The organism is Paenibacillus yonginensis, from assembly GCF_001685395.1.
Taxonomy (GTDB): Bacteria; Bacillota; Bacilli; order Paenibacillales; family Paenibacillaceae; genus Fontibacillus; species Fontibacillus yonginensis.
Genome location: NZ_CP014167.1, coordinates 2,066,625 through 2,087,188 on the forward strand (window position 1 = coordinate 2,066,625; position 20,564 = coordinate 2,087,188).

The 20,564-nt window shown below is 53.5% G+C and carries 18 protein-coding genes and 2 riboswitches; of the genes, 7 read left to right on the plus strand and 11 right to left on the minus strand.

The window, feature by feature from the left end; all coding sequences use genetic code 11:
- Nucleotides 1-17: 17 nt before the first annotated feature.
- The 6 genes from AWM70_RS09465 to lepB form a co-directional block, all read right to left on the minus strand.
- The gene (locus tag AWM70_RS09465) at nt 18-1,412 is read right to left on the minus strand and encodes an N-acetylmuramoyl-L-alanine amidase family protein (protein WP_335582158.1); all 1,395 of its coding nucleotides are present in this window, start codon (nt 1,410-1,412) and stop codon (nt 18-20) included.
- A 238-nt stretch (nt 1,413-1,650) separates the two neighbouring features.
- Nucleotides 1,651-3,192, minus strand: a complete 1,542-nt coding sequence (locus tag AWM70_RS09470; RefSeq protein ID WP_068695808.1) for an N-acetylmuramoyl-L-alanine amidase family protein — start codon at nt 3,190-3,192, stop codon at nt 1,651-1,653.
- A 242-nt stretch (nt 3,193-3,434) separates the two neighbouring features.
- The gene (ung, locus tag AWM70_RS09475) at nt 3,435-4,112 is read right to left on the minus strand and encodes a uracil-DNA glycosylase (protein WP_068695810.1); all 678 of its coding nucleotides are present in this window, start codon (nt 4,110-4,112) and stop codon (nt 3,435-3,437) included.
- A gap of 132 nt (nt 4,113-4,244) precedes the next feature.
- Entirely contained in the window at nt 4,245-4,847 is a 603-nt protein-coding gene (gene leuD / locus AWM70_RS09480; protein ID WP_068695812.1) for a 3-isopropylmalate dehydratase small subunit, read from the minus strand.
- Between the two features lie 48 nt (nt 4,848-4,895).
- Nucleotides 4,896-6,320, minus strand: a complete 1,425-nt coding sequence (leuC, locus tag AWM70_RS09485) for a 3-isopropylmalate dehydratase large subunit (RefSeq protein WP_068695814.1) — start codon at nt 6,318-6,320, stop codon at nt 4,896-4,898.
- Between the two features lie 312 nt (nt 6,321-6,632).
- Nucleotides 6,633-7,187: a signal peptidase I gene (gene lepB, locus AWM70_RS09490; RefSeq protein ID WP_068695816.1), complete on the minus strand. Its 555-nt coding sequence runs from the start codon at nt 7,185-7,187 to the stop codon at nt 6,633-6,635.
- Nucleotides 7,188-7,332: 145 nt separating this feature from the next.
- On the opposite strand from lepB, the gene AWM70_RS09495 reads away from it, so the two are divergent.
- The gene (locus AWM70_RS09495) at nt 7,333-8,247 is read left to right on the plus strand and encodes a LysR family transcriptional regulator (protein WP_068695818.1); all 915 of its coding nucleotides are present in this window, start codon (nt 7,333-7,335) and stop codon (nt 8,245-8,247) included.
- 7 nt (nt 8,248-8,254) lie between these two features.
- Here AWM70_RS09495 and AWM70_RS09500 read toward each other — a convergent pair whose 3' ends face one another.
- Complete coding sequence (locus tag AWM70_RS09500; RefSeq protein ID WP_068695820.1) at nt 8,255-9,067, minus strand: carbon-nitrogen family hydrolase; 813 nt, start codon at nt 9,065-9,067, stop codon at nt 8,255-8,257.
- A gap of 552 nt (nt 9,068-9,619) precedes the next feature.
- Between AWM70_RS09500 and proB the strand changes: the two genes are divergently transcribed.
- The 3 genes from proB to proC are packed head-to-tail and all read left to right on the plus strand — an operon-like array spanning nt 9,620 to nt 12,938.
- Nucleotides 9,620-10,741, plus strand: coding sequence for a glutamate 5-kinase (gene proB / locus AWM70_RS09505; RefSeq protein ID WP_068695822.1), 1,122 nt, complete (start codon nt 9,620-9,622; stop codon nt 10,739-10,741).
- Between the two features lie 40 nt (nt 10,742-10,781).
- Nucleotides 10,782-12,029 (plus strand): glutamate-5-semialdehyde dehydrogenase, encoded by a 1,248-nt coding sequence (locus AWM70_RS09510; protein WP_068695824.1) that lies wholly within the window; start codon nt 10,782-10,784, stop codon nt 12,027-12,029.
- A gap of 45 nt (nt 12,030-12,074) precedes the next feature.
- The gene (gene proC, locus AWM70_RS09515) at nt 12,075-12,938 is read left to right on the plus strand and encodes a pyrroline-5-carboxylate reductase (RefSeq protein WP_068695826.1); all 864 of its coding nucleotides are present in this window, start codon (nt 12,075-12,077) and stop codon (nt 12,936-12,938) included.
- 131 nt (nt 12,939-13,069) lie between these two features.
- Here the strand turns inward: proC and gcvH are convergent, their stop codons facing one another.
- Nucleotides 13,070-13,462: a glycine cleavage system protein GcvH gene (gcvH, locus tag AWM70_RS09520; RefSeq protein ID WP_068695828.1), complete on the minus strand. Its 393-nt coding sequence runs from the start codon at nt 13,460-13,462 to the stop codon at nt 13,070-13,072.
- Between the two features lie 278 nt (nt 13,463-13,740).
- Nucleotides 13,741-13,853, plus strand: a riboswitch (glycine riboswitch).
- 3 nt (nt 13,854-13,856) lie between these two features.
- A riboswitch (glycine riboswitch) is annotated at nt 13,857-13,973 on the plus strand.
- Nucleotides 13,974-14,070: 97 nt separating this feature from the next.
- Here gcvH and gcvT point away from each other — a divergent pair.
- From gcvT to gcvPB, 3 genes are read left to right on the plus strand one after another with little or no spacing between them, the layout of a single operon-like run.
- Entirely contained in the window at nt 14,071-15,189 is a 1,119-nt protein-coding gene (gene gcvT, locus AWM70_RS09525; protein ID WP_068695830.1) for a glycine cleavage system aminomethyltransferase GcvT, read from the plus strand.
- A gap of 7 nt (nt 15,190-15,196) precedes the next feature.
- On the plus strand, nt 15,197-16,549 hold the full coding sequence (gene gcvPA / locus AWM70_RS09530) for an aminomethyl-transferring glycine dehydrogenase subunit GcvPA (RefSeq protein ID WP_068695832.1): 1,353 nt from the start codon (nt 15,197-15,199) through the stop codon (nt 16,547-16,549).
- Nucleotides 16,546-18,024 (plus strand): aminomethyl-transferring glycine dehydrogenase subunit GcvPB, encoded by a 1,479-nt coding sequence (gene gcvPB / locus AWM70_RS09535; RefSeq protein WP_206093433.1) that lies wholly within the window; start codon nt 16,546-16,548, stop codon nt 18,022-18,024. The genes gcvPA and gcvPB overlap by 4 nt, the downstream gene beginning before the upstream one ends.
- Before the next feature lie 79 nt (nt 18,025-18,103).
- On the opposite strand, the gene AWM70_RS09540 is transcribed toward gcvPB, so the two are convergent.
- The 3 genes from AWM70_RS09540 to AWM70_RS09550 form a co-directional block, all read right to left on the minus strand.
- Nucleotides 18,104-19,225: an AbrB family transcriptional regulator gene (locus tag AWM70_RS09540; RefSeq protein ID WP_068695834.1), complete on the minus strand. Its 1,122-nt coding sequence runs from the start codon at nt 19,223-19,225 to the stop codon at nt 18,104-18,106.
- Nucleotides 19,226-19,267: 42 nt separating this feature from the next.
- Nucleotides 19,268-19,912, minus strand: coding sequence for an MBL fold metallo-hydrolase (locus AWM70_RS09545; protein WP_068700531.1), 645 nt, complete (start codon nt 19,910-19,912; stop codon nt 19,268-19,270).
- A gap of 100 nt (nt 19,913-20,012) precedes the next feature.
- Complete coding sequence (locus tag AWM70_RS09550; protein ID WP_068695836.1) at nt 20,013-20,417, minus strand: Rrf2 family transcriptional regulator; 405 nt, start codon at nt 20,415-20,417, stop codon at nt 20,013-20,015.
- Nucleotides 20,418-20,564 lie beyond the last annotated feature (147 nt).

The window sequence follows — 20,564 nt, forward strand, 5'->3', positions numbered from 1 at the left end:
CTTCACTCATAAATGTCTTACTTTACGCCAAGAAACTCTTTAATACCGGCCACAATGCCTTCAGCAACCTTTTGCTGGAAATCCGCACTGTACATTTTGGCCTCATCGCCTTTATTGCTGAGGAAGCCACATTCCAGCAATACCGCCGGCATCGTCGTTTCCCTCGTTACATGAAGGCTTGACTGGCGAACCTTACGGTCCGGAAGCCCGGTTGCTTTCACCAAATACTTGTGCATGATATTGGCAAAGGTTTGACTGGAGCCGCTTCGCGTGTAATACGTCTCAACTCCGGAAGCGGAGGACGGTCCGCTGTTGCCGTGAACCGAAACAAAGGCATCTGCCTTCAATTTGTTGGCCAGATCGGTACGGTCGGACAACGACGGATAAGTGTCGCCGCTGCGGGTCAACACATAGTCGATATTTGGCTCGTTTTTGAGCAGCTTCTCCACCTTCAGCACAACAGCCAATGTGAAATCTTTTTCTTTTTTGCTGTGCAAACTGATAGCGCCGGGATCCGAACCGCCGTGTCCGGCATCGATCACAACCAATTTCTTCCCGTTGCCCCCAGGAGCCGGATTAGTGGTTCCAGGCGCTGTTCCCTTGTCCAGGTCAATAATAACCAGACCATCATTGGCATTGGTCATTTCGAAGCCTTTGGCATAATTCAGGTCAAGCACAATCCGAATCGTTGAAGGCTGACTGTTAAACAGGGAATAACGGATTTGCGAAACGTCCGGATAACCCGTTACCGGAATCGTCCCGGTTTGATGGCTGTCCAAAGGAAATCCGGAAGCGAAATCCGCAGCGAATTTGACATTCGGCAGATCAATGACAATCCGGTCCGGATTGGTCAATGTCGATGTCTTCGGGCTGACTTGTCCATCTACAGCCAGGATCAGCCGGTTATCGCTGTAGCTGAGTCCGGTCAAGGACACCAGATTTGCGTTTGGATCCGGTACGGATACCGATCCGCCGCTGCCTGAATTTCCGCCTGGCAGCGAGGCGCTGCCGCTGCCGGAATTCGGCGTGGTAAGACTTACGGTTTTGGTCACATTGTTCCAGTCTACCGCTAGTCCCATCTGTTCACTGACAAACCGGACCGGAACAAAAGTCGTTCCATTTTTGGCAAAAGCCGGAGCGGTTAACTTGAAAGATTGTCCATTAACGGTAGCTGTATTGCTGTTCGTCAGCAATGTAATGACATTGCCGGACTGCTGTATGGTTACCGTGCCTGTCTTGCTGTTCCAATCCACATTAAACCCAAGTTCCTCTACGACGACACGAATCGGGATCATTACGCTGTTGTTGACAACCTGGACCTGCCTGTCCGCACTCAAGTCAATCTCATTCCCGTCCAAGAGAATGTGTGTTGCCTTGGAAGCAGCATGTCCTGTTAATGGAAAAGCCAACACGCATAGAAACAAAATGATTAAAAAGCCAAATTTCTTCATTCTTCACCCTTCCATTCATATTTTTGTGGTTCCTGATGAATGCTGCCGTAAGGCTTTGAAACATCAACAGACTCACTAATTAGACGCCATAATCTATCAAAAGTTGCGTAAATTATGGCAATTTAATTGGAACAAAATAGAATGAAAGGTTAAACCCCACAAATGCTTCGATTATCTCTTGTTTATATCCATTTTCAAATTACAAGCCCAAAAACTCTTTCAGCCCCGCTGCAATCCCTTCGGCAAGCTGCTGCTGGAACTCGTCCGAGAACATCGCCGCCTCGTCCTTCGGATTGCTCAGGAAGCCGCATTCCAGAAGCACGGCCGGCATTTTCGTGTTTTTGGTTACATAAAGATTGCCGGTTTTGAGTCCCCGGTCAGCCATTCCGCTGGCCTGGACCAGATGTTTCTGCATGATCTTGGCCAAGGTCTCGCTGTTTTTATTGGTATAATGCGTTTCTATTCCTTTGGGTCCTGGCCCGCCATCCGGGCTCTTATTGCCGTGGATGGAGACAAACACATCCGCCTTTAATCCGTTGGCCAGCGCTACCCGGTCCTGCAAAGTCGGATAAGTATCTCCGCTTCTGGTCAGCACCACCTCAATGCGGCTGTCTGCAGCCAACACCTGCTGCAGCTTCAGCACGGCAGCCAGCGTAAAATCCTTCTCATTGCGGTTGTTTAAGCTGTTGGCTCCTGGATCGCTGCCGCCGTGGCCAGCATCGATAACGATCACCTTCTTGCCGACGGTATCGGTTGGCAGAGACGCCCCAGACTGCGAAGGGTCCGCAATGGGCCCGCCTCCCGGCTGACCGCCGTTATCTTCTACATTTAAGTCGATTGTAATCAAACCGTCTTGGTTGTCGATCACCTGATAGGCTGCCGGACTGGTCAAATCAAGCACCACGCGGACTGCCGCCGGGCTGCTGCTGAACAGGGCATAACGGACATCCTTGACCTTTGAGATCTCCTGAACGTCAATCTGTCCGCTAAATGCCGCGTTTAAAGGCAGCTGATCGCCGAACGTTTGGGAGAATGCCGCGCCCGGCAGGTCTACGACAATCCGGTCCGGGGCGCTGATTGTAAATACGGAAGGCGTTACCTTTCCGCTTACGGCAAGCACCAGCTTGCCTTCGCTGAAGCTGAGGCCCGTCAATTCACCGGTGCTTTTGGAGCCGCCCGCTGCGCCTTCCCCGCCATTGCCTTCAGCTGGCTTAGAAGGGTCAGGCACGGAAACAGGGCTGCCGCCGGATTCCCCGGAGCTGTCCGAACCAGGGAGAACGGTCTCCTGACTGCCGGATACGGCAGAAGTTATGTATACGGTTTTGGTGATGTTATCCCAGCTGACCTCCGCTCCCGTCTGCTCCCCCACAAAACGCAGCGGGACAAGGGTGACTTGCGTTTTGCCTGAACCGGCAAATACGGCAGGACCGGCCATCTTGGTCTCTTTCCCGTTGACCTTCGCTGTCGGCTGGCCAACAATCAGCTGGAGGACCGTTTTGTCTTTCTGGATGGTAATGCCTTGCGACTTATTGTCATAATCGACCATATAGCCCATATTCTCCGTCACCAGACGCAGTGGAACCATGACGCTGCCATTAAGAGTTTCTACGCCGGCTTGGTCTCCAAGCTTCAAATCTTTGCCGTCCAGGTTAATGTGTGTCGTGTTGGACGCCGCATGGCCAATTCCGGGGAGAATTAACAGGAGCAGCAGTAAAAAAGCCAAAAATCCAAATTTTTTCATTCGATTATCCATCCTCTACCGTTTCTATGAATTTGCACCTAATCTTTGAACAGGACGACATATTCTATGAAAAGTTGCGCCTTTCTAACATTTTAACAGGAAAAATTTGCCCTTGATAGACAATTTCCATTATTTACGGCAAAAAAAAATCCGCCGGATGGCGGACATTAGCGAAAAGCTATATTTCTTTATCTTGATAGTGTCGATTCTTCGGATGATTTAATAGCGTTATACTTCACGGGTCATACTTCGCTTAACGGCGGGATCGACCAGTCGATCGGCTGCAAGCCCCGTTCCGTCAAAAAACGATTGGCCGCCGAAAACGGCCGGCTCCCGAGGAACCCTCTGTGAGCTGAAAAGGGGCTTGGATGCGGCGAACGAATCACCTTGTGCCGGCTTGCATCCAGAAAGGCGCCTTTCTGCTGCGCATGGCTTCCCCATAAAATAAACACCATCGGCGTATCCCGCTCGTTCAGCTTCTCGACAACGCCATCCGTAAAGGACTCCCAGCCGAGGCCTTTGTGCGAATTAGGCTGCCCCTGCCGGACGGTAAGCACAGCATTCAGCAGGAGCACCCCCTGCTCGGCCCAATGCAGCAGGGAACCGTGATTCGGAATCGGTGCCCCCACATCATCCGCCAGCTCCTTGTAGATGTTCTGCAAAGAAGGCGGTATACGGACGCCCGGCTGGACCGAGAAGCTCAGGCCGTGCGCCTGGCCCGGCCCGTGGTATGGGTCTTGACCGAGGATCACCACACGCGTGTCCCGGTACGGGGTCAGTTTCAGGGCCGAGAACAGCAATTCCTTAGGCGGGTATACGGTATGCAGCTTGTACTCTCTCGCCAACGCATAGCGGAGCTCCTGAAAATAAGGTTTCTTGATCTCCTCCGCCAACACCTCGTCCCAATCATTGTCAAACATGGTCGTTCCTCCTAACCTTCATGGCTGCAATATAGCCTGACGCAGCGTTAAACCATCACTGTCGATTATGAGGAACGCCATCCCGAATTGTCAATGCGGTCAGTGCCGTCCGCCCAGTTTAAACATCAAGCTTTAGGCAAACAAGCGCTCTTTGTGTTTGGCTTCATAAGCGGTAATCAGATCCTCATGCTGCAGCGTGAGGCCGATGTCATCCAGTCCTTGCAGCAGGAATTGACGACGGTGTTCGTCCAAGTCAAACGTATATTCCAGCCCGAATTCATCGGTGATTTTTTTGTTCTCCAAATCCACGTTCAGCTTGTAGCCTTCATGTTTGGCCGTTCTTTGGAACAGCTCTTCGACCTGCTCTTCGGAAAGCTTGATCGGCAGAATGCCGTTTTTGAAGCAGTTATTATAGAAAATGTCCGCATAGGACGGAGCAATAATGCAGCGGAAGCCGTAATCCTGAATTGCCCAAGGCGCGTGCTCCCGGGAGGAGCCGCAGCCGAAGTTAACACGGGAAAGCAGGACGGACGCCCCTTTATAACGGGGTTTGTTCAGTTCAAAATCCGGGTTCTCGTTGCCCTCCTCGTCGAAACGCCATTCGAAGAACAGGAATTGGCCAAAGCCGCTCCGTTCGATTCTTTTCAGAAATTGTTTGGGAATAATCGCATCTGTATCTACATTCACGCGGTCTACGGGGCCCACAATGCCGTTCAATGTTTTAAAAGCTTCCATCGTTCAATCTCTCCCTTGTTCTTCTGTTAAGTTCCGGTTCGTCAGCTTTCAGCTGACAACTTCCGATTTGAAGGTCCAGTCGCGCACATCCACGAAATGACCGCGGATCGCCGCCGCTGCAGCCATGGCTGGAGATACGAGATGCGTACGTCCGCCGCGGCCCTGGCGTCCCTCAAAGTTACGGTTCGAGGTCGAAGCGCAGCGTTGTCCCGGTTTCAACACGTCCGGATTCATAGCAAGACACATGCTGCAGCCCGCATCGCGCCATTCAAAACCTGCTTCGGTAAAAATTTTATCGAGTCCCTCTTCTTCGGCCTGGATTTTAACACGGCCTGAGCCCGGTACCACAATCGCGGTAACCTTGTCGGAAACCTTGTAGCCTTTGGCGATCGAAGCCGCCGCGCGCAAATCCTCAATCCGCCCGTTGGTGCAGGAGCCGATAAACACGTAATCCACCGGAATTTCCGAAATCGGCGTACCGGGAACAAGTCCCATATATTCAAGCGCCTGTTTGGCTGCTTTTCTTTCATTCTCGCTGGCAAAGCTGTCCGGATCAGGAACCGCAGAAGTGATGTCGGTGCCCATGCCCGGGCTGGTGCCCCAAGTCACTTGCGGAATCAGCGAATCGACATCAAATTCAACTACAGTGTCATATTCGGCGCCTTCATCGGTCGTCAGCTGTTTCCAGGCTTCAACCGCTTCATCAAACGCGCTGCCCTGCGGTGCGTATTGACGGCCGCGAAGATAGTTAAAGGTCGTATCGTCCGGCGCGATCAGACCAGCACGCGCACCCGCCTCAATCGACATGTTGCAGACGGTCATCCGCTCTTCCATCGTCAGGCTGCGAATGGCTTCGCCTGTATATTCAATGACATAACCAGTCGCAAAATCAGTGCCGTATTTGGCGATCACGCCAAGAATAAGGTCCTTGGCCGTAACGCCCGGATTGCGTTTGCCGACGAAACGAACTTCCATCGTTTTGGATTTGGCCTGCTGCAGACACTGGGTGGCCAGCACATGCTCTACCTCACTGGTGCCAATGCCGAACGCCAAAGCGCCAAATGCCCCGTGTGTCGAAGTGTGGCTGTCGCCGCAAACAATCGTTTTGCCTGGCGCTGTAAGTCCAAGCTCCGGTCCCATAACGTGAACGACCCCTTGATCCAGCGTATCCAGATCATAAAGGGTAACGCCGAAATCGCGACAGTTCTGGGTCAGCGTATCAATCTGCTGCTTGGAAATCGGATCCGTAATGTTATATCTGTCTTTCGTAGGCACATTGTGGTCCATCGTAGCAAACGTCAGCTCGGGTCTGCGAACCTTCCGTCCGGTCATCCGCAGCCCTTCAAAAGCCTGGGGAGAGGTGACCTCATGAACCAAATGAAGATCAATATACAAAATGCTAGGTTTGCCTTCTTCCTGGTAAATCACATGGTTATCCCAAATTTTCTCATACATCGTTTTCTTCTGACTCATACTTATCACTCCCGGTTTAAAAGTGCGTCCATGATTCAGGCTGCAGCGGTGCTTCCGATTGGAATCGGGCAGCACCGATAAATTTTTTTTGCCTGACTGATTGCATTTACTATAACAAGGAAGAGCGTTATTTGAGAAATACATAAATACAATTACAGTCATAGGTGATAACTATAAGAGGCCCAAAAAGGCGAAAAGAAGATAAATCTCTTAGGCGTTTCTTCTATTTTGTCATAAAGGAAATTTAAAAAAGAGCTTCCGCCCGCGAATAAGATTCGCAGCAGAAGCCCTTCTTTCTATAATTTCGGCCGTTTATTTCAGCCCTTTAACCCCCATCACATGGTCAAGAGGTATAAAGCCGATCATGCGGCTGTCCTTGCTGTTATTCCGGTTATCTCCCATCACAAAAACCTCTCCGGCAGGAACATCATATTCCTGATCCGGTTCGATCCGCATAGGTTCCTTAATATAAGGCTCGTTCAGCAGCTCGCCGTTCCGGTAAACGTGGCCCTGCTTGATTTCGATCTTGTCTCCGGGTTTGCCGATTAACCGTTTCACATAAAAAATTTCCTGTTTCGACTCGCCTGTCAGAAGCGCAATCAGCGGATGTTCCTTCAGATCATCCCAAAAAGAGCGGGAACGGTCTACCCGGCTGTCTACTATGACAATATCCCCGTAATCGGGTACCCTGCCTAAAGCGTGCGACCATTTCTCGGCATAAATTCGTTCTTTGTCATGCAAAGTAGGATCCATAGAATGTCCGTCTACCTTATATGGCTGAATGACAAAGATGCCGATGATCAAGCTAAGTACAAATGCGATCCCGATGGACAGCAGCCATCCGCGGATTTCTTTCCACACCTTCATTCATACAACCTCCACATTAATCATGGGGCCATTATACCATACTCTTTCAAGTCATGGGAAATCCTGCTCGCCGCCTTCCTATTTATCCTCTCTTGTTAATAGGTTATAATTATAACCAAGCTATTAGTGCCAATCAGGAGGAAACATGGAATTCAGACAACTTCAATACACCTTAAAAATTGCCGAAGAACGAAATTTCTCAAGAGCGGCGGATAAACTTCATATCGCCCAGCCCTCGCTCAGCCAGCAGCTGTCGAAGCTGGAGAAAGAGCTGGGCGTGCTGCTGTTTCAGCGCAATACCAGCTCCGTAGAATTAACCCATGCCGGAGAAAGCTTTGTCGCTCATGCCCGGCGGATTATGGATGCTGTCGAGGAGCTGCGCCAGGAAATGGACGACATCTCCCAGCTCAGAAGCGGACGGGTCGTCGTAGGAAGCATGCCGATTACTGGTTCCCACCTGCTGCCTTACGTGCTGCCTGAATTTAAACAGGCATATCCCGGCATTCAGATTTCTCTGCTGGAGGATACTTCTTTGAATCTCGAGAAGCTGACCGGTGGAGGCGGCACGGACCTCAGCCTTCTTTCTCTGCCGCTTCAGGAAACCTCGCTGGATTATGAAATTATCGGCGAGGAACGGATTCTGCTCGCTGTTCCGCCCGGCCACCGTTTGGCGCAAAGAACCGAAGCCGATGGAGTCCGCATAGAGGAGCTGCGGGAGGAACCTTTTGTGGTTCTCAAGAAAGGCCAGGGCTTCCGCAAGCTGACCGTCGGTTTGTGCCAGCAGGCCGGTTTTGAACCAAACGTTGTATTTGAAAGCAATAACATTGAGACCGTCCAATCCCTGGTGGCGGCCGGGATGGGGATTACGCTGGTTCCCCGTTTCATCGCTAGGGCCAAACGGAGCGAGCTGATGCCCGTTTATGTTCCGCTGGCCGAACCGGCTCCCAGCCGCACGCTGATCATCGCCTACCGCAAAGGGCGGTATTTGTCCAAAGCGGCGGAGGCTTTTATCCAGACCTTTAAGCAGACGTTTAACAACCGCTGGAAAGACGAAGAATGAAGACGGCTTAAAGCCGGTACAAGTCCGGCCGCCGGTCTTCAAAGACCGGAATGCGCCCGCGCACCTCATCCACAAGCGCAAGCTGGATGCAACCGGCTATGATGCCTTCTTCCTCTCCGCCCTCTGAAAGGATTTCTCCCCACGGATCGATGATGAGCGAATGGCCGAAAAAGCGGTTGGCCGCATCCTGGCCCACCCTGTTGCAGGCCACCACGTACATCTGGTTCTCAATGGCCCTTGCCTGCAGCAGCGTCCGCCAATGGTGAAGGCGCGGATGCGGCCATTCGGCCGGTACAAACAACAGTTTGGCACCGGCCAAAGCCAAGGTCCGGCCCAGCTCCGGGAAGCGGATGTCGTAACAAACGGAAGCTCCGCATAACAGGCCTTCCAGGTCGAAGGTGACGGTCTCCGTCCCTTCTGCCAAATGCTTCTCTTCCTGCATGAGCCGGAACAGGTGGATTTTAGAATACCGGCCGACTTCGCGGCCTTGACGGTCAATAACAAGCATCGTGTTGCGGACCTGTCCGTCTTTGCTTCGTTCAGCAACCGAGCCGCCTACGATATGAACGTTATGTTTGGCGGCAAATGCGCTGAGCCAGGCGCGGGAGCTTTCCGCTTCCGGGTCAGCCAGCTCCTGTATGCGGTCCAGCGCGTAACCGGTGGTCCACATTTCCGGCAGCATGATGAGATCAGGTCTGGCGGCAGCCGTCATGGCCTGCTCCATCAAAGCTTCAATCCGGCTGCGGTTCAGCGCAGGTTCACCCAGGATCAAATCGGCCTGAATCAATGCCAGGTTCCAATATTCCGGATAGGATCGCAAAAGGCCTCCTCCTTTCCCAACGTGCACTAGTCCTATTGCTTGATGGGGCTTACTTCTTCTTGTACTCATCTTAGAGGCGGCTCTGCTGGCCGTCAATTTCCTTATATGTTATTCAGGGTATGCCGCTTGGAAAAAGCCTGTTTGCTCGTTTTTCGTCTTTGCAAAGTCAGACCGCTATGGTATTCTAGCAATAAAATACGAAACGTAATGACGGGACCAGTACGCGGGCGACAGCTCCGTTCTCAGAGAGTAAATTCCTTAGGCTGCGAGAATTTACCGGAACTCCTGCGGAAACCTACCCCCGAACGGCCGGCTTTGCCGGACAGCTGCCTGCTGTTAACAGGCCCTAAAGACGGATGAGCCGAGTTTGAGCTCATCAATAAAGGTGGTACCGCGGAAGCCGAGCTTTCGTCCTTTGCACGCATGTGCTGGGGACGGGAGCTTTTTTTTATGGATGACAGCTTCAGCTCCTCTGTGCTTCCTTCCCGTTATGGACGGCATGGAGACTTATTTATAGATTTAGACGAAAGTTTACTCAAGGAGGTTGTCCTTATGCTGCATCGGATCGTTGTAAAAATTGGAAGCAGCTCCCTTACCTCCCCGGAAGGGGGACTCAACAAAGAAGCTACCCGCTTCTTTGCCGCTGAGCTGGCTTCGCTGGTTGCGGCCGGTTATCAGCCGGTGCTGGTCACGTCCGGTGCCGTCGCAGCCGGTTTCCGCGAGATCGGCTATGAGCAGCGCCCCAAGCTGCTGCATGAGAAGCAAGCTGCGGCCGCGGTCGGCCAGGCCCTGCTCATGCAGGCCTACCGCGAGGCGTTCGCCCGGCACAAAGTGCGTTCCGCCCAGGTGCTGCTCACCCGCGCGGATTTCAACAGCCGCAAACGTATGGGCAATGCGAGCATGGCGCTGGAAGAGCTGCTGAAGCAGCAGGTCATTCCCGTCATTAACGAAAATGACACCGTATCTGTCGATGAACTCAAATTCGGCGATAACGACACCCTTTCCGCGCTTGTAGCCAACCTGCTCAAAGCGGATCATCTGCTCATCCTGACGGACATGGACGGCCTCTATACCCAGGATCCCCGCATCGACCCGGGTGCGGTCCGCCTCAGCCGCGTTGAAGAAATTACGGAAGAAATGCTTCAGGGCGCCGGAGGAGCAGGCAGCAAAGTCGGCACCGGCGGCATGCGCTCCAAACTGGAGGCCGCACGTATCGCTACCCGCGGCGGGATTCCCGTGTTTGTAGGGCGTATCCGGGATGCGGGCGAGCTGCTGACGGCAGTTCGCGGCGATGGCCACGGGACTTATTTCAGCACCTCTTCGTCCAACCTGCCCCGCAAGAAGCAGTGGCTCGGCTTCCTGTCCACGCCTCTTGGCCGGCTGTACGTTGATGAAGGTGCAGCCGAGGCCCTTGTCCATGGAGGCAGAAGCCTGCTGCCGGTAGGCGTCAAGCGGGTCGACGGCGCTTTTCATGCCGGAGACGTGGTGGAGGTTTACGGCCCGGACGATTCGACGCTTGGCCGCGGTATTGTTAACTATGACGCGGAAGAGCTCGATACGATCAAAGGGCTGAGCAGCGCCGATGTGGTGAAACAGATTGATGTCGTCCACCGGCTTGAGGTTATCCACCGGGACGAATGGATTTCTTTGAAATATTCAAATTCGAGGTTTTAACATTTGGCGGCGGCCAAACGCGGATTGGAGGTTACCCGAAATGAGCGAAGTGAAACAGAAAGCAGCGCTGGCAGCGGCACGCGCTCCCCAGCTGGCCTGGTTGACCAGCGAGCAGAAGAATCATGCTTTATTTGCAGCTGCCGATGCTTTAATCAACGGAACCGAGGAAATACTGAAGGCCAACCGTGAAGATCTGGAACGCGGCCGGCAGAACGGCACCACCGCAGCCATGCTCGACCGGCTTGCCTTAAATGCGGAACGAATTAAAGGCATGGCCGAAGGGCTCCGCCAGATTGCGGAGCTGAAGGATCCGGTCGGAGAAGTGCTTGAGACGCTGGATCGGCCCAACGGTCTTCATATCGTGAAGAAACGGGTGCCGATCGGCGTAATCGGCATTATTTACGAAGCGCGTCCAAACGTCACCGTCGATGCTGCCGGTCTATGCCTGAAGACGGGTAATGCTGTGCTGCTGCGCGGAGGTTCGGCAGCCCTTTCCTCCAACATTCAGATTGCGGAGCTGTTCCATGCCGCACTAGAGACAGCCGGACTGCCTAAAGACGTGCTGCAGCTGGTTCACGATTCCGACCGTTCATCCGTAGATGAGATGCTTAAGCTGAACGGCCTGCTCGACGTTATTATTCCAAGAGGCGGCAGCTCCCTGATTCAGCACGTCGTGCAGAACGCAAGCGTTCCCGTTATCGAGACAGGCGCCGGCATCTGCCACACTTATCTCGACGCTTCCGCCGACCTCGAAATGGCCCTTCGCATAGCGGTGAACGCTAAAGCCCAGCGCCCTTCCGTCTGCAATTCGATGGAGACGCTGCTGATTCATCAGCATTTTGCAGGCCAATATATGGATCGGGTGGGAGAAGCCTTTAAAGCGGCAGGCGTGGAGCTTAGAGGCTGCAAGCGGACCCGGGAGCTTCTGTCGGAAGCCAAAGCCGCAACCGAACAGGATTACGCCACGGAATATAACGACTACATCCTAAACGTTAAAATTGTGGACGATCTCCAGCAGGCTATGGATCACATCGCCAAATTTGGCACCAAACACTCCGAGTGTATCGTCACGGAAAATGAGGAGCTTGCCGCCCGCTTCCAGAACGAAGTCGATGCGGCTGCCGTTTACCACAATGCTTCTACCCGTTTTACCGACGGATTTGAATTTGGCTTCGGGGCGGAGATCGGCATCAGCACACAAAAGCTTCACGCCCGCGGGCCTATGGGCCTGTCCGCCCTCACTTCCACCAAATATATCATTAAGGGCTCGGGGCAAATCCGCGGCTAACTGAGCCCGATTGAACCAGCTCCATTATCAGGAGGTTATTTTACGATGTCCAATACACCCTTATCTTCAGCTTCTCAGGCTATCGTCTTCTACGGCGCCGGCTCCATGGCCGAAGCGATCGCCCGCGGACTGATTGCCTCATCGGCAGCCAAATCCGAGCAAATCGCCATGTTCAACCGCAGCAATACAGAACGCCTGAAGCAGCTGGAGGCCAACTACGGGGTTGTTACCGCTGCAGACGCGGAAACCCAGAATGAACTGCTCTCCAAAGCCGAAATCATCGTGCTTGCGATGAAACCCAAAGATGCAGGGGCCGCCATTCGGCGTTTGACTCCGCTCATTCAGGGTAATCAATTAATCGTATCCATAATCGCCGGCTTGTCGATTCCAACCATTCAAAGCCTGCTGGGCGATAAACTGCCGGTCGCCCGAACCATGCCAAACACATCCAGTACAATCGGACTGGGCGCTACCGGCATCTCCTTCTCGGAGGAAGTGACGCCTGAGCTGCGCTCGCGTACACTGTCCATCTTTGAAGCTGTAGGCATGGTAAGCGTCATTCCGGAAGCACAAATGGAAATTTTGACCGGCGTATCCGGAAGTGGACCGGCGTATGTGTATTACATGATGGAAGCGATGATTGCCGCCGGCATTGAAGGCGGACTTTCGCCCGAGCAGGCCCGCGAGCTGACCGTGCAAACCGTGCTTGGCGCAGCGTCCATGATGAAGCAGACCGGCGAGAAACCGGCAGATTTGAGAAAAGCCATTACGTCCCCGAACGGTTCTACCCAGGCAGCTCTGGAAGTGCTGGACCAATATCGGTTTACCGAAGCTGTCAAATCAGCCGTCCACCGCTCGGCCTCCAGATCCCAGGAAATGGGCGCCGCCATTGAAGCTGAACTGGCTTAAAAGTACAGCCCGACGCAAGGCGTGTAAACAACTTCAAGCGCTTTACGTCCCACAAACACTAAGAGCCCTTCCGGAGCGCAATGCGCTTCAGAAGGGCTCTTTGACATTTTTATCATCCAAAAGTTAATGATTTATTCGTCGATATGTTTGCCGTAAGCTTCAGCGTTCATCAGTTTGGCGAAAGCTTCGTCCGGAGAAGCGGACAATTTGATCTTGACCATCCAGCCGCTGCCGAAAGGTGCTTCGTTCACGCGTTCAGGAGCGTTCGTCAGCTCTTCATTCACTTCTACAATCGTGCCGCTGACCGGAGAGAACAAATCAGATACGGTCTTAACGGATTCGATCGTTCCGATGCCGTCTTCGGCTCCAACCTCGGTGCCTGTCTCCGGCAGTTCAACAAACACGATGTCGCCCAGGCGATCCTGTGCAAAATCCGTGATGCCGACAAGCACGGTGCCATCTCCCATATCTTGTACCCATTCGTGTTCTTCGCTGTACCAAAGTCCTTGTTTAATTTCGCTCATCGCTATTCTTCCGCTCCAATCTCGTGAACTTATTTTGATTCCAGACTGTCATCATCCAAGTGCGGTCTTGTTCCGTCCCGACCTCGGCAGGGATTTACAAGTCTAGGTTATTCATTTCGCTAGCAAAAGTCAATATAGCTGGCATTTTCTATTTTTCCTGTTTATAACGGCATGAGAACGCTGTATTCCAGGGTTTGTCCCCCATAATCCGAAAATTAAAACATAATTTTGTTGACATCCTTCGGGTTTACCCGTTTAAATGAGAGTATGAAGAGCGGGTGAACGTAAAGGGAGAGATTGCCGTTTTCTAGCGAAAGCGGCAACGCCGAAGGAGCAAACTCCTGCCATTAGCTGGAGTGAATCTCTCAGGCAAAAGGACTTTTACCGGACGCATCTCTGGAGAGCATTCGGCAGCGCAAGCCGCCGGGTCACCCAAGGGGAAACCTGAACAGCGCGGAGGTTATCAGGACATCCGCGGCGCAAGGGACACTCTCAGGTACCAAGGACAGAGGCTTCAAGAAACCGTAACTGCGGGATTTCCGCGGGACAGACGGGTTCTTGGCCCTGTCCTTTTTTGTGCTTTGATCAAACACTTACGAGGTGAAAAAATGTCAGAATTGTTGAGAACGCCGCTATTTCCTTGTTATGCCGATTATCCTGGCGCAAGATGTATCGATTTCGGCGGCTGGGAGCTGCCTGTCCAATTTGAAGGCATTCAGAAGGAACATGATGCCGTGCGCCATCAGGCCGGTTTGTTCGACGTGTCCCATATGGGCGAATTTCTGGTGGAAGGCGAAGGCTCGCTTCCCTTCCTGCAAAACATGCTCACCAACGATGTCTCGGCCCTGCAGCCAGGCGCAGCCCAATATACGCTGATGTGTTATCCGACCGGCGGCGTCGTAGATGATCTTCTCGTGTATTGTCTTTCGGAAAATCATTACATGCTGGTCGTAAATGCCTCCAATATCCGCAAGGATTGGGAATGGCTGCGGGACCACCAGCCTGAAGACGTCCAAATGACTGACATTTCCTCTACAACAGCGCTGATCGCTCTGCAAGGGCCTTTAGCCGAACAAATTTTGACCGAAGCCGGCATTGCGGCGGCTGCCGGGTTGTCCTCTTTTACATTTGCCGCTGAGGTTGAACTGTTTGGCGCCAAAGCGATTCTCTCCCGCACCGGTTATACCGGAGAAGACGGTTTTGAAATTTATGCGCCGGCCGAACAAGCCCCGGCCATCTGGAAAGGGCTGCTGGCGGCGGGAGCGCCACAGGGTCTTGTACCTGCTGGACTGGGCGCCCGCGATACGCTGCGCTTCGAAGCCAAGCTGCCTCTGTACGGACAGGAGCTGTCCGCTACGATTTCGCCGCTGGAAGCCGGCGTAGGTTTTTTCGTGAAATGGGACAAAGGCGATTTTATCGGGCGCAGCGCTTTGGAAGCGCAAAAGGCCGCCGGGCTGCCGCGCAAGCTGGTCGGCATCGAGATGATCGACCGCGGGATTCCGCGTTCCCACTATCCGGTTTATGGAGACGGCGTGAAGATCGGGGAAGTCACCACAGGTACCCAATCGCCTTCTTTGAAACGCAATTTGGGGCTCGCGCTGGTGGACAGCGGGTACGCCGCCATCGGCACCGTCGTCGAAGTCGAGATTCGCGGCAGAAAGCTGAAAGCCGAAGTCGTGAAAGCTCCATTTTACAAAAAAAACCGCAAAGCCTGCCAAAGGAGCTGAATAATCCATGAAACACCGTTATCTGCCGATTACTGAAGACAACAAAAAAGAAATGCTGGCCACGATCGGCGTAGAATCCGTGGAAGATCTGTTCGCCGACATTCCTGCCAGCATTCGCTTCAATGGCGAGCTGCCGGTATCCTCCCGTCTGGATGAATACGCCCTGACCCGCCATATGGGCGCGCTGGCCGGCAAAAACGCCGACAGCGACCGTTACGTCAGTTTCCTTGGCGCAGGCATTTACGATCATCACGTACCTTCCGTCATTAATCACGTCGTTTCCCGTTCGGAATTTTATACGGCTTATACGCCTTACCAGCCGGAGATCAGCCAAGGCGAGCTGCAGGCTATTTTTGAATTCCAGTCTTACATTTGCGAATTGACCGGCATGGCTGTTGCCAATGCCAGTATGTACGACGGGGCAACCGCGCTCGCGGAAGCTGCGAACCTTGCAGCGGGCGCGACCCGCCGCAAGAGGATTGTCGTCTCCCGTGCCGTCCATCCGGAAGCGCGCGGTGTCCTTGACACTTACGCTCACGGCCTCAATCTGGAAGTCGTCGAAGTCGGCACCTTGGGCGGCGTAACCGATGCCGAAGCGCTGGCCCAGGCGGTAACGCCGGATACGGCGGCCGTCATCGTGCAGAGCCCGAACTTCTTCGGGGCTGTGGAAGACGTGCAGGCGTTTGGCGAGCTGGCCCATGCCAGCAAAGCGCTGCTGATCGTCAGCACCAACCCGCTGGCGCTCGGACTGATCGAAGCGCCGGGCCGACAAGGCGCCGATATCGTGATCGGGGACGCTCAGCCGCTTGGCATTTCCGGCTCCTACGGCGGCCCAACATGCGGATTTTTTGCCGTATCCGAAGCGCATATGCGCCGGATGCCGGGCCGGATCGTCGGCCAGACGACCGACCGGAACGGCAAACGTGGTTTCGTGCTGACGCTGCAAGCGCGCGAGCAGCACATCCGCCGCGAGAAAGCAACATCCAACATCTGCTCCAACCAGGCGCTGCTGGCGCTGTGCGCTTCCGTTTATCTGTCGCTCGTGGGCAGACAGGGGCTTAAGGAGGTTTCCCACCTCAACCTGCAAAAAAGCCATTATGCCAAACAAAAACTGGCTGCCATAAAGGGGGTATCCATCCCCTTCCCTTCGCCGACCTTTAATGAATTCGTCATCCAGCTGCCGGAAGGTACAGACATGGCCGCTTTGCAAAGCAAACTGCTGGCCGAAGGTTATATTGGCGGTTATGACCTCGGCAAAACGTATCCGGAACTCGCAGGCCATATGCTGATTGCTGTTACGGAACGCCGCAGCAAAGAAGAAATCGACCGGTTTTCGGTTATTTTGGAGGGATCCCTATGAGCGTAAGCACCAAAGACTTGAAAGATAAAGCGCTGATCTTTGAACTGAGCACCCCGGGCCGTGTTGCTTATTCCCTGCCGGAAATCGACGTACCGGTCCAGCCTGTGGAAGAGCTGATTCCGGCGCAATTCCTGCGCAAGGAAGAAGCCGCTTTGCCTGAGGTTTACGAAGTGGACGTGATTCGCCACTATACGGAATTGTCCCGGCGCAACTTCGGGGTAGACAATGGTTTCTATCCGCTGGGCTCCTGCACGATGAAATACAATCCGAAAATCAACGAAGACGTGGCCCGTTACGCCGGCTTTGCCAAAATCCACCCTTACCAGCCGGAAGAAAGCGTACAGGGCGCGCTTGAGCTGATGCACACGCTGCAAAACGACCTGGCCGGACTGACCGGCATGGACGCGGTTACGCTGCAGCCTGCGGCCGGCGCCCATGGCGAATGGACCGGGCTGATGATGATCCGCGCTTACCATGAGGAACGCGGCGAGCACAACCGCGTCAAGGTGATCGTGCCGGACTCCTCGCACGGCACCAACCCGGCCAGCGCTTCCGTTGCCGGCTTCCAGACCGTCACGATTCCTTCCAAAGCAAACGGCCTGGTGGATCTGGATGCCCTGCGGGGAGCAGTTGGCGAAGATACGGCCGCTTTGATGCTGACGAATCCGAACACGCTTGGCTTGTTCGAAGAGCAGATCGTGGAAATCGCCGAAATCGTGCATGAAGCGGGCGGCCTGGTCTATTATGACGGCGCCAACTCCAACGCCATTATGGGCATCACCCGCCCTGGCGACATGGGCTTTGACGTTGTGCACTTGAACCTGCACAAAACGATGAGCACCCCTCACGGCGGCGGAGGCCCCGGCGCGGGTCCGGTCGGCGTGAAAAACATCCTGCTCCCTTACCTGCCAGGACCTATTGTCGTGAAAAACGAAGACGGCTCTTTCGCTTTCAGCGAAAAGCAGGACCGCTCGATTGGCCGCGTAAAAGCCTATTACGGCAACTTCGGCATTCTCGTCCGTGCTTACGCCTACATCCGTACTTACGGCCCGGAAGGTCTGCGCACCGTATCCGAACATGCCGTGCTGAACGCTAACTATATGCGGGCCAGATTGGCGCCTTATTTCGAAATGCCGTATGACCGGATCTGCAAACACGAATTCGTCATGTCCGGCAGCGGTCTTAAGCCATACGGCATCCATACGCTTGACGTTGCCAAACGACTGCTCGATTTCGGTTATCATCCGCCTACCATCTACTTCCCGCTGAATGTAGAAGAATGCATCATGATCGAGCCGACGGAAACCGAAAGCAAAGAAACGCTTGACGATTTCATCGACACGATGATCCAAATCGCCCAGGAGGCGAAAGAAAATCCCGAGCTGCTGCTGAATGCGCCTTATACCACGCCGGTAACCCGGCTGGACGAAACCGGCGCAGCCCGCAAGCCGGTTCTGAACTGCGCCTGCAGTTAAGGAAAATCAAACAGCCCCCGCCTGGCCAGGTTATGCCTGAGCCAAACGGGGGCTGTTCTTTTTTTAAAGCCAAGAAAAGCTAAGTTTGCTCCGTGGGCGCCTTCCGCCCGCTGTAATACTTGTAAAACAGCCGGAACAGCGGCGGTACGGCCAGGAAGATAAAGAAGGTCCGGAACAGCTGGTACCCGGCCACCACCGAAAGCTCAGCGTTAATTTCGTGGGCCATGATGCTCATTTGGTCCATGCCGCCAGGCGCCATGCTGAGCAGCGACGTTGCCAGCGAAAGCGACTCCGTCCATTTCAGGATCAAAGCAAATACAAAAGCTCCAACAATCAGCAGTACGCCGCTCAGCAGGGCGCAGCCAAAGACTTTGATCTTGTTCTGCAGCGCACCCGGTTTCAGCATCAGGCCAACGTTGGCGCCGATCACCAGCTGGGCGGCATTCACCAGCTCGGTTGGCAAAGTGGGTCCGGATTGCCAAATGGCCTGAAAAACGGCTGTCGCAATCGCCGGTCCCAGCAGGAAGGCCGTCGGGAATTTGATCCGGTTCGCAAGCAGTCCAAATACCGCTGCTACAGCTAAGAAAACCAGCAGCTGCCAGGTTATGCCAGGAGCATAGGACACCGCTTCCGAGGCGGCTTGAGCCGCTTCGGCCTGCCCGCTCGCCGAATGCTGATAACCGAACAGTGGACTGAAAATGAATAGCGGCACCAAAATAATAATCATCATCAGCCGAATAACCTGATAAAAGGTGACTATTGTGATGTCGGCCCCTTTGGTTTCTTCAGCCAGCATAATGACCTGGGTCAATCCCCCGGGGATGCTCCCCATGAGCAGGGTAATAAAATCGATGCCCGACAGCTTGGAGATAATAAACGCAAATCCCATGCACATGAGCAGCAGCAAAATGGTCATCGCCGCCATCGATGGAAGCTGGTGAGACATCGACTTCAAAGCGGTCCCGGTCATGGACAGGCCAATGGTATAACCTACGAGGACCATGCCGCCATTCCGGGTTTTATTGGACCAGGCATATTTATTTTTAAATAACAGCGATCCAATCAGCACAAAAATCATCGGCCCAAGCAGCCAAGGAATCGGCAGACCGGCCCATTGAAACAAAAATCCTCCCAGAAGCGCCGTAACCAAGGTCAGCAGCTGGCCTGGCAGCCTCCAGGATTGGAATCGGGTTGTATTCACGTCTAAACTCCTTTTCGACAAGCAGCATAACTACTCAACGACTTATTTATAATCCAGCGTTACAGCTTCCGTTTGCCCCTTCAGATGTTGAGGTTCCACCATCAGCACCTGCTCATGACGGGAAGAACCGATTAATTTTAGAAAAACATCTGCTTTTTCAAAAAAGAACCTGCCGGCCAGTCCAAGCGCTTTCTTCCGGTAATGCATCGGAATGGCGATAGAGGGCTTAAGCTGCTGAGCGACTTTATAAGCGCCTTGACCGTCCAGCGTCATTTTGCCTCCAACCGGCACCATCAGCACATCAACCTGCCCAATCGCCTCCGCCTGCTCATCGCTCAGCTGATGCCCCAGATCGCCGCAATGCGCAACCCGCATACCATCGATCTCAAACACAAACACGATGTTGTCGCCCCGTTTCGCCCCGCCCACGTTATCGTGAAAAGTTTTGATTCCTTTGATGCGGATTCCATCGATCTCATAAGACTTGGCTTCGTTAACCAGGATGTATTCACCATCTACAATTTGAACCTGATTATGATCCCGGTGGTTATGTGTAACCGCCACTATATCCGCTGTCAGACGCGGCATTTTGTAGCCCAGCATTTTGCCTAACGGATCAATGAGCACCTTCGTCCCTGCCTCGCTTGTGATCAAGAAACTCGACTGCCCATACCACCTTATCTTCATTCTTTTCTTCTCCTCCTCGTTCAAATGATTCTCTTTAAAAAGCGTTCCGCATAAATTGTGCGCGAAATTGCACATTTAACTCCTTATCCGGCCCGCCGCTTTACTCTTCAAGCAAATCCGCCACCGTGTAGGTCCCGAGCGTCTTCTCTACTACTGTGTTAATATCATTCAGGATTCGGCCAAAGACGTTCTGAATCTTGCTGCCTTCCGCTGCATCCTGCAGGGTGTCGAGCATCCCCTGCCATTCGGCTTCATCATCCCGGACAGCTTCAAAGACCTCGGAAAGCGGAATTTGTTCCGGACTGCGAAACAGCTTGTAGCCTCCCATCCGTCCCTGCCTGACCTCCAGCAGCTTGCTTTCAGCCAGCTGGGCCATCACTTTCCGCAGCGCTGTCGGTTCACAACCAAGCACCTCGGCGATTTCTGAGCTGGTCATAAAGCGGTTCTCTTTCGCAAGCAATCTGAGCGCCTGCAGGCCAAACCCAAGCCGTTTTACCTGCGCCATGCCTTTAACTCCTTTTAACTAAATTAATATGTGCAAATTATAGCACAATTAAAAAGAGCAATCAATGCCCTTAAAAAGGACAACCCCCGGAACAAGCTGCATTCCGAAGGATGTTAGCAAAAATAGTATAGTTAGAAACGGTAGTTT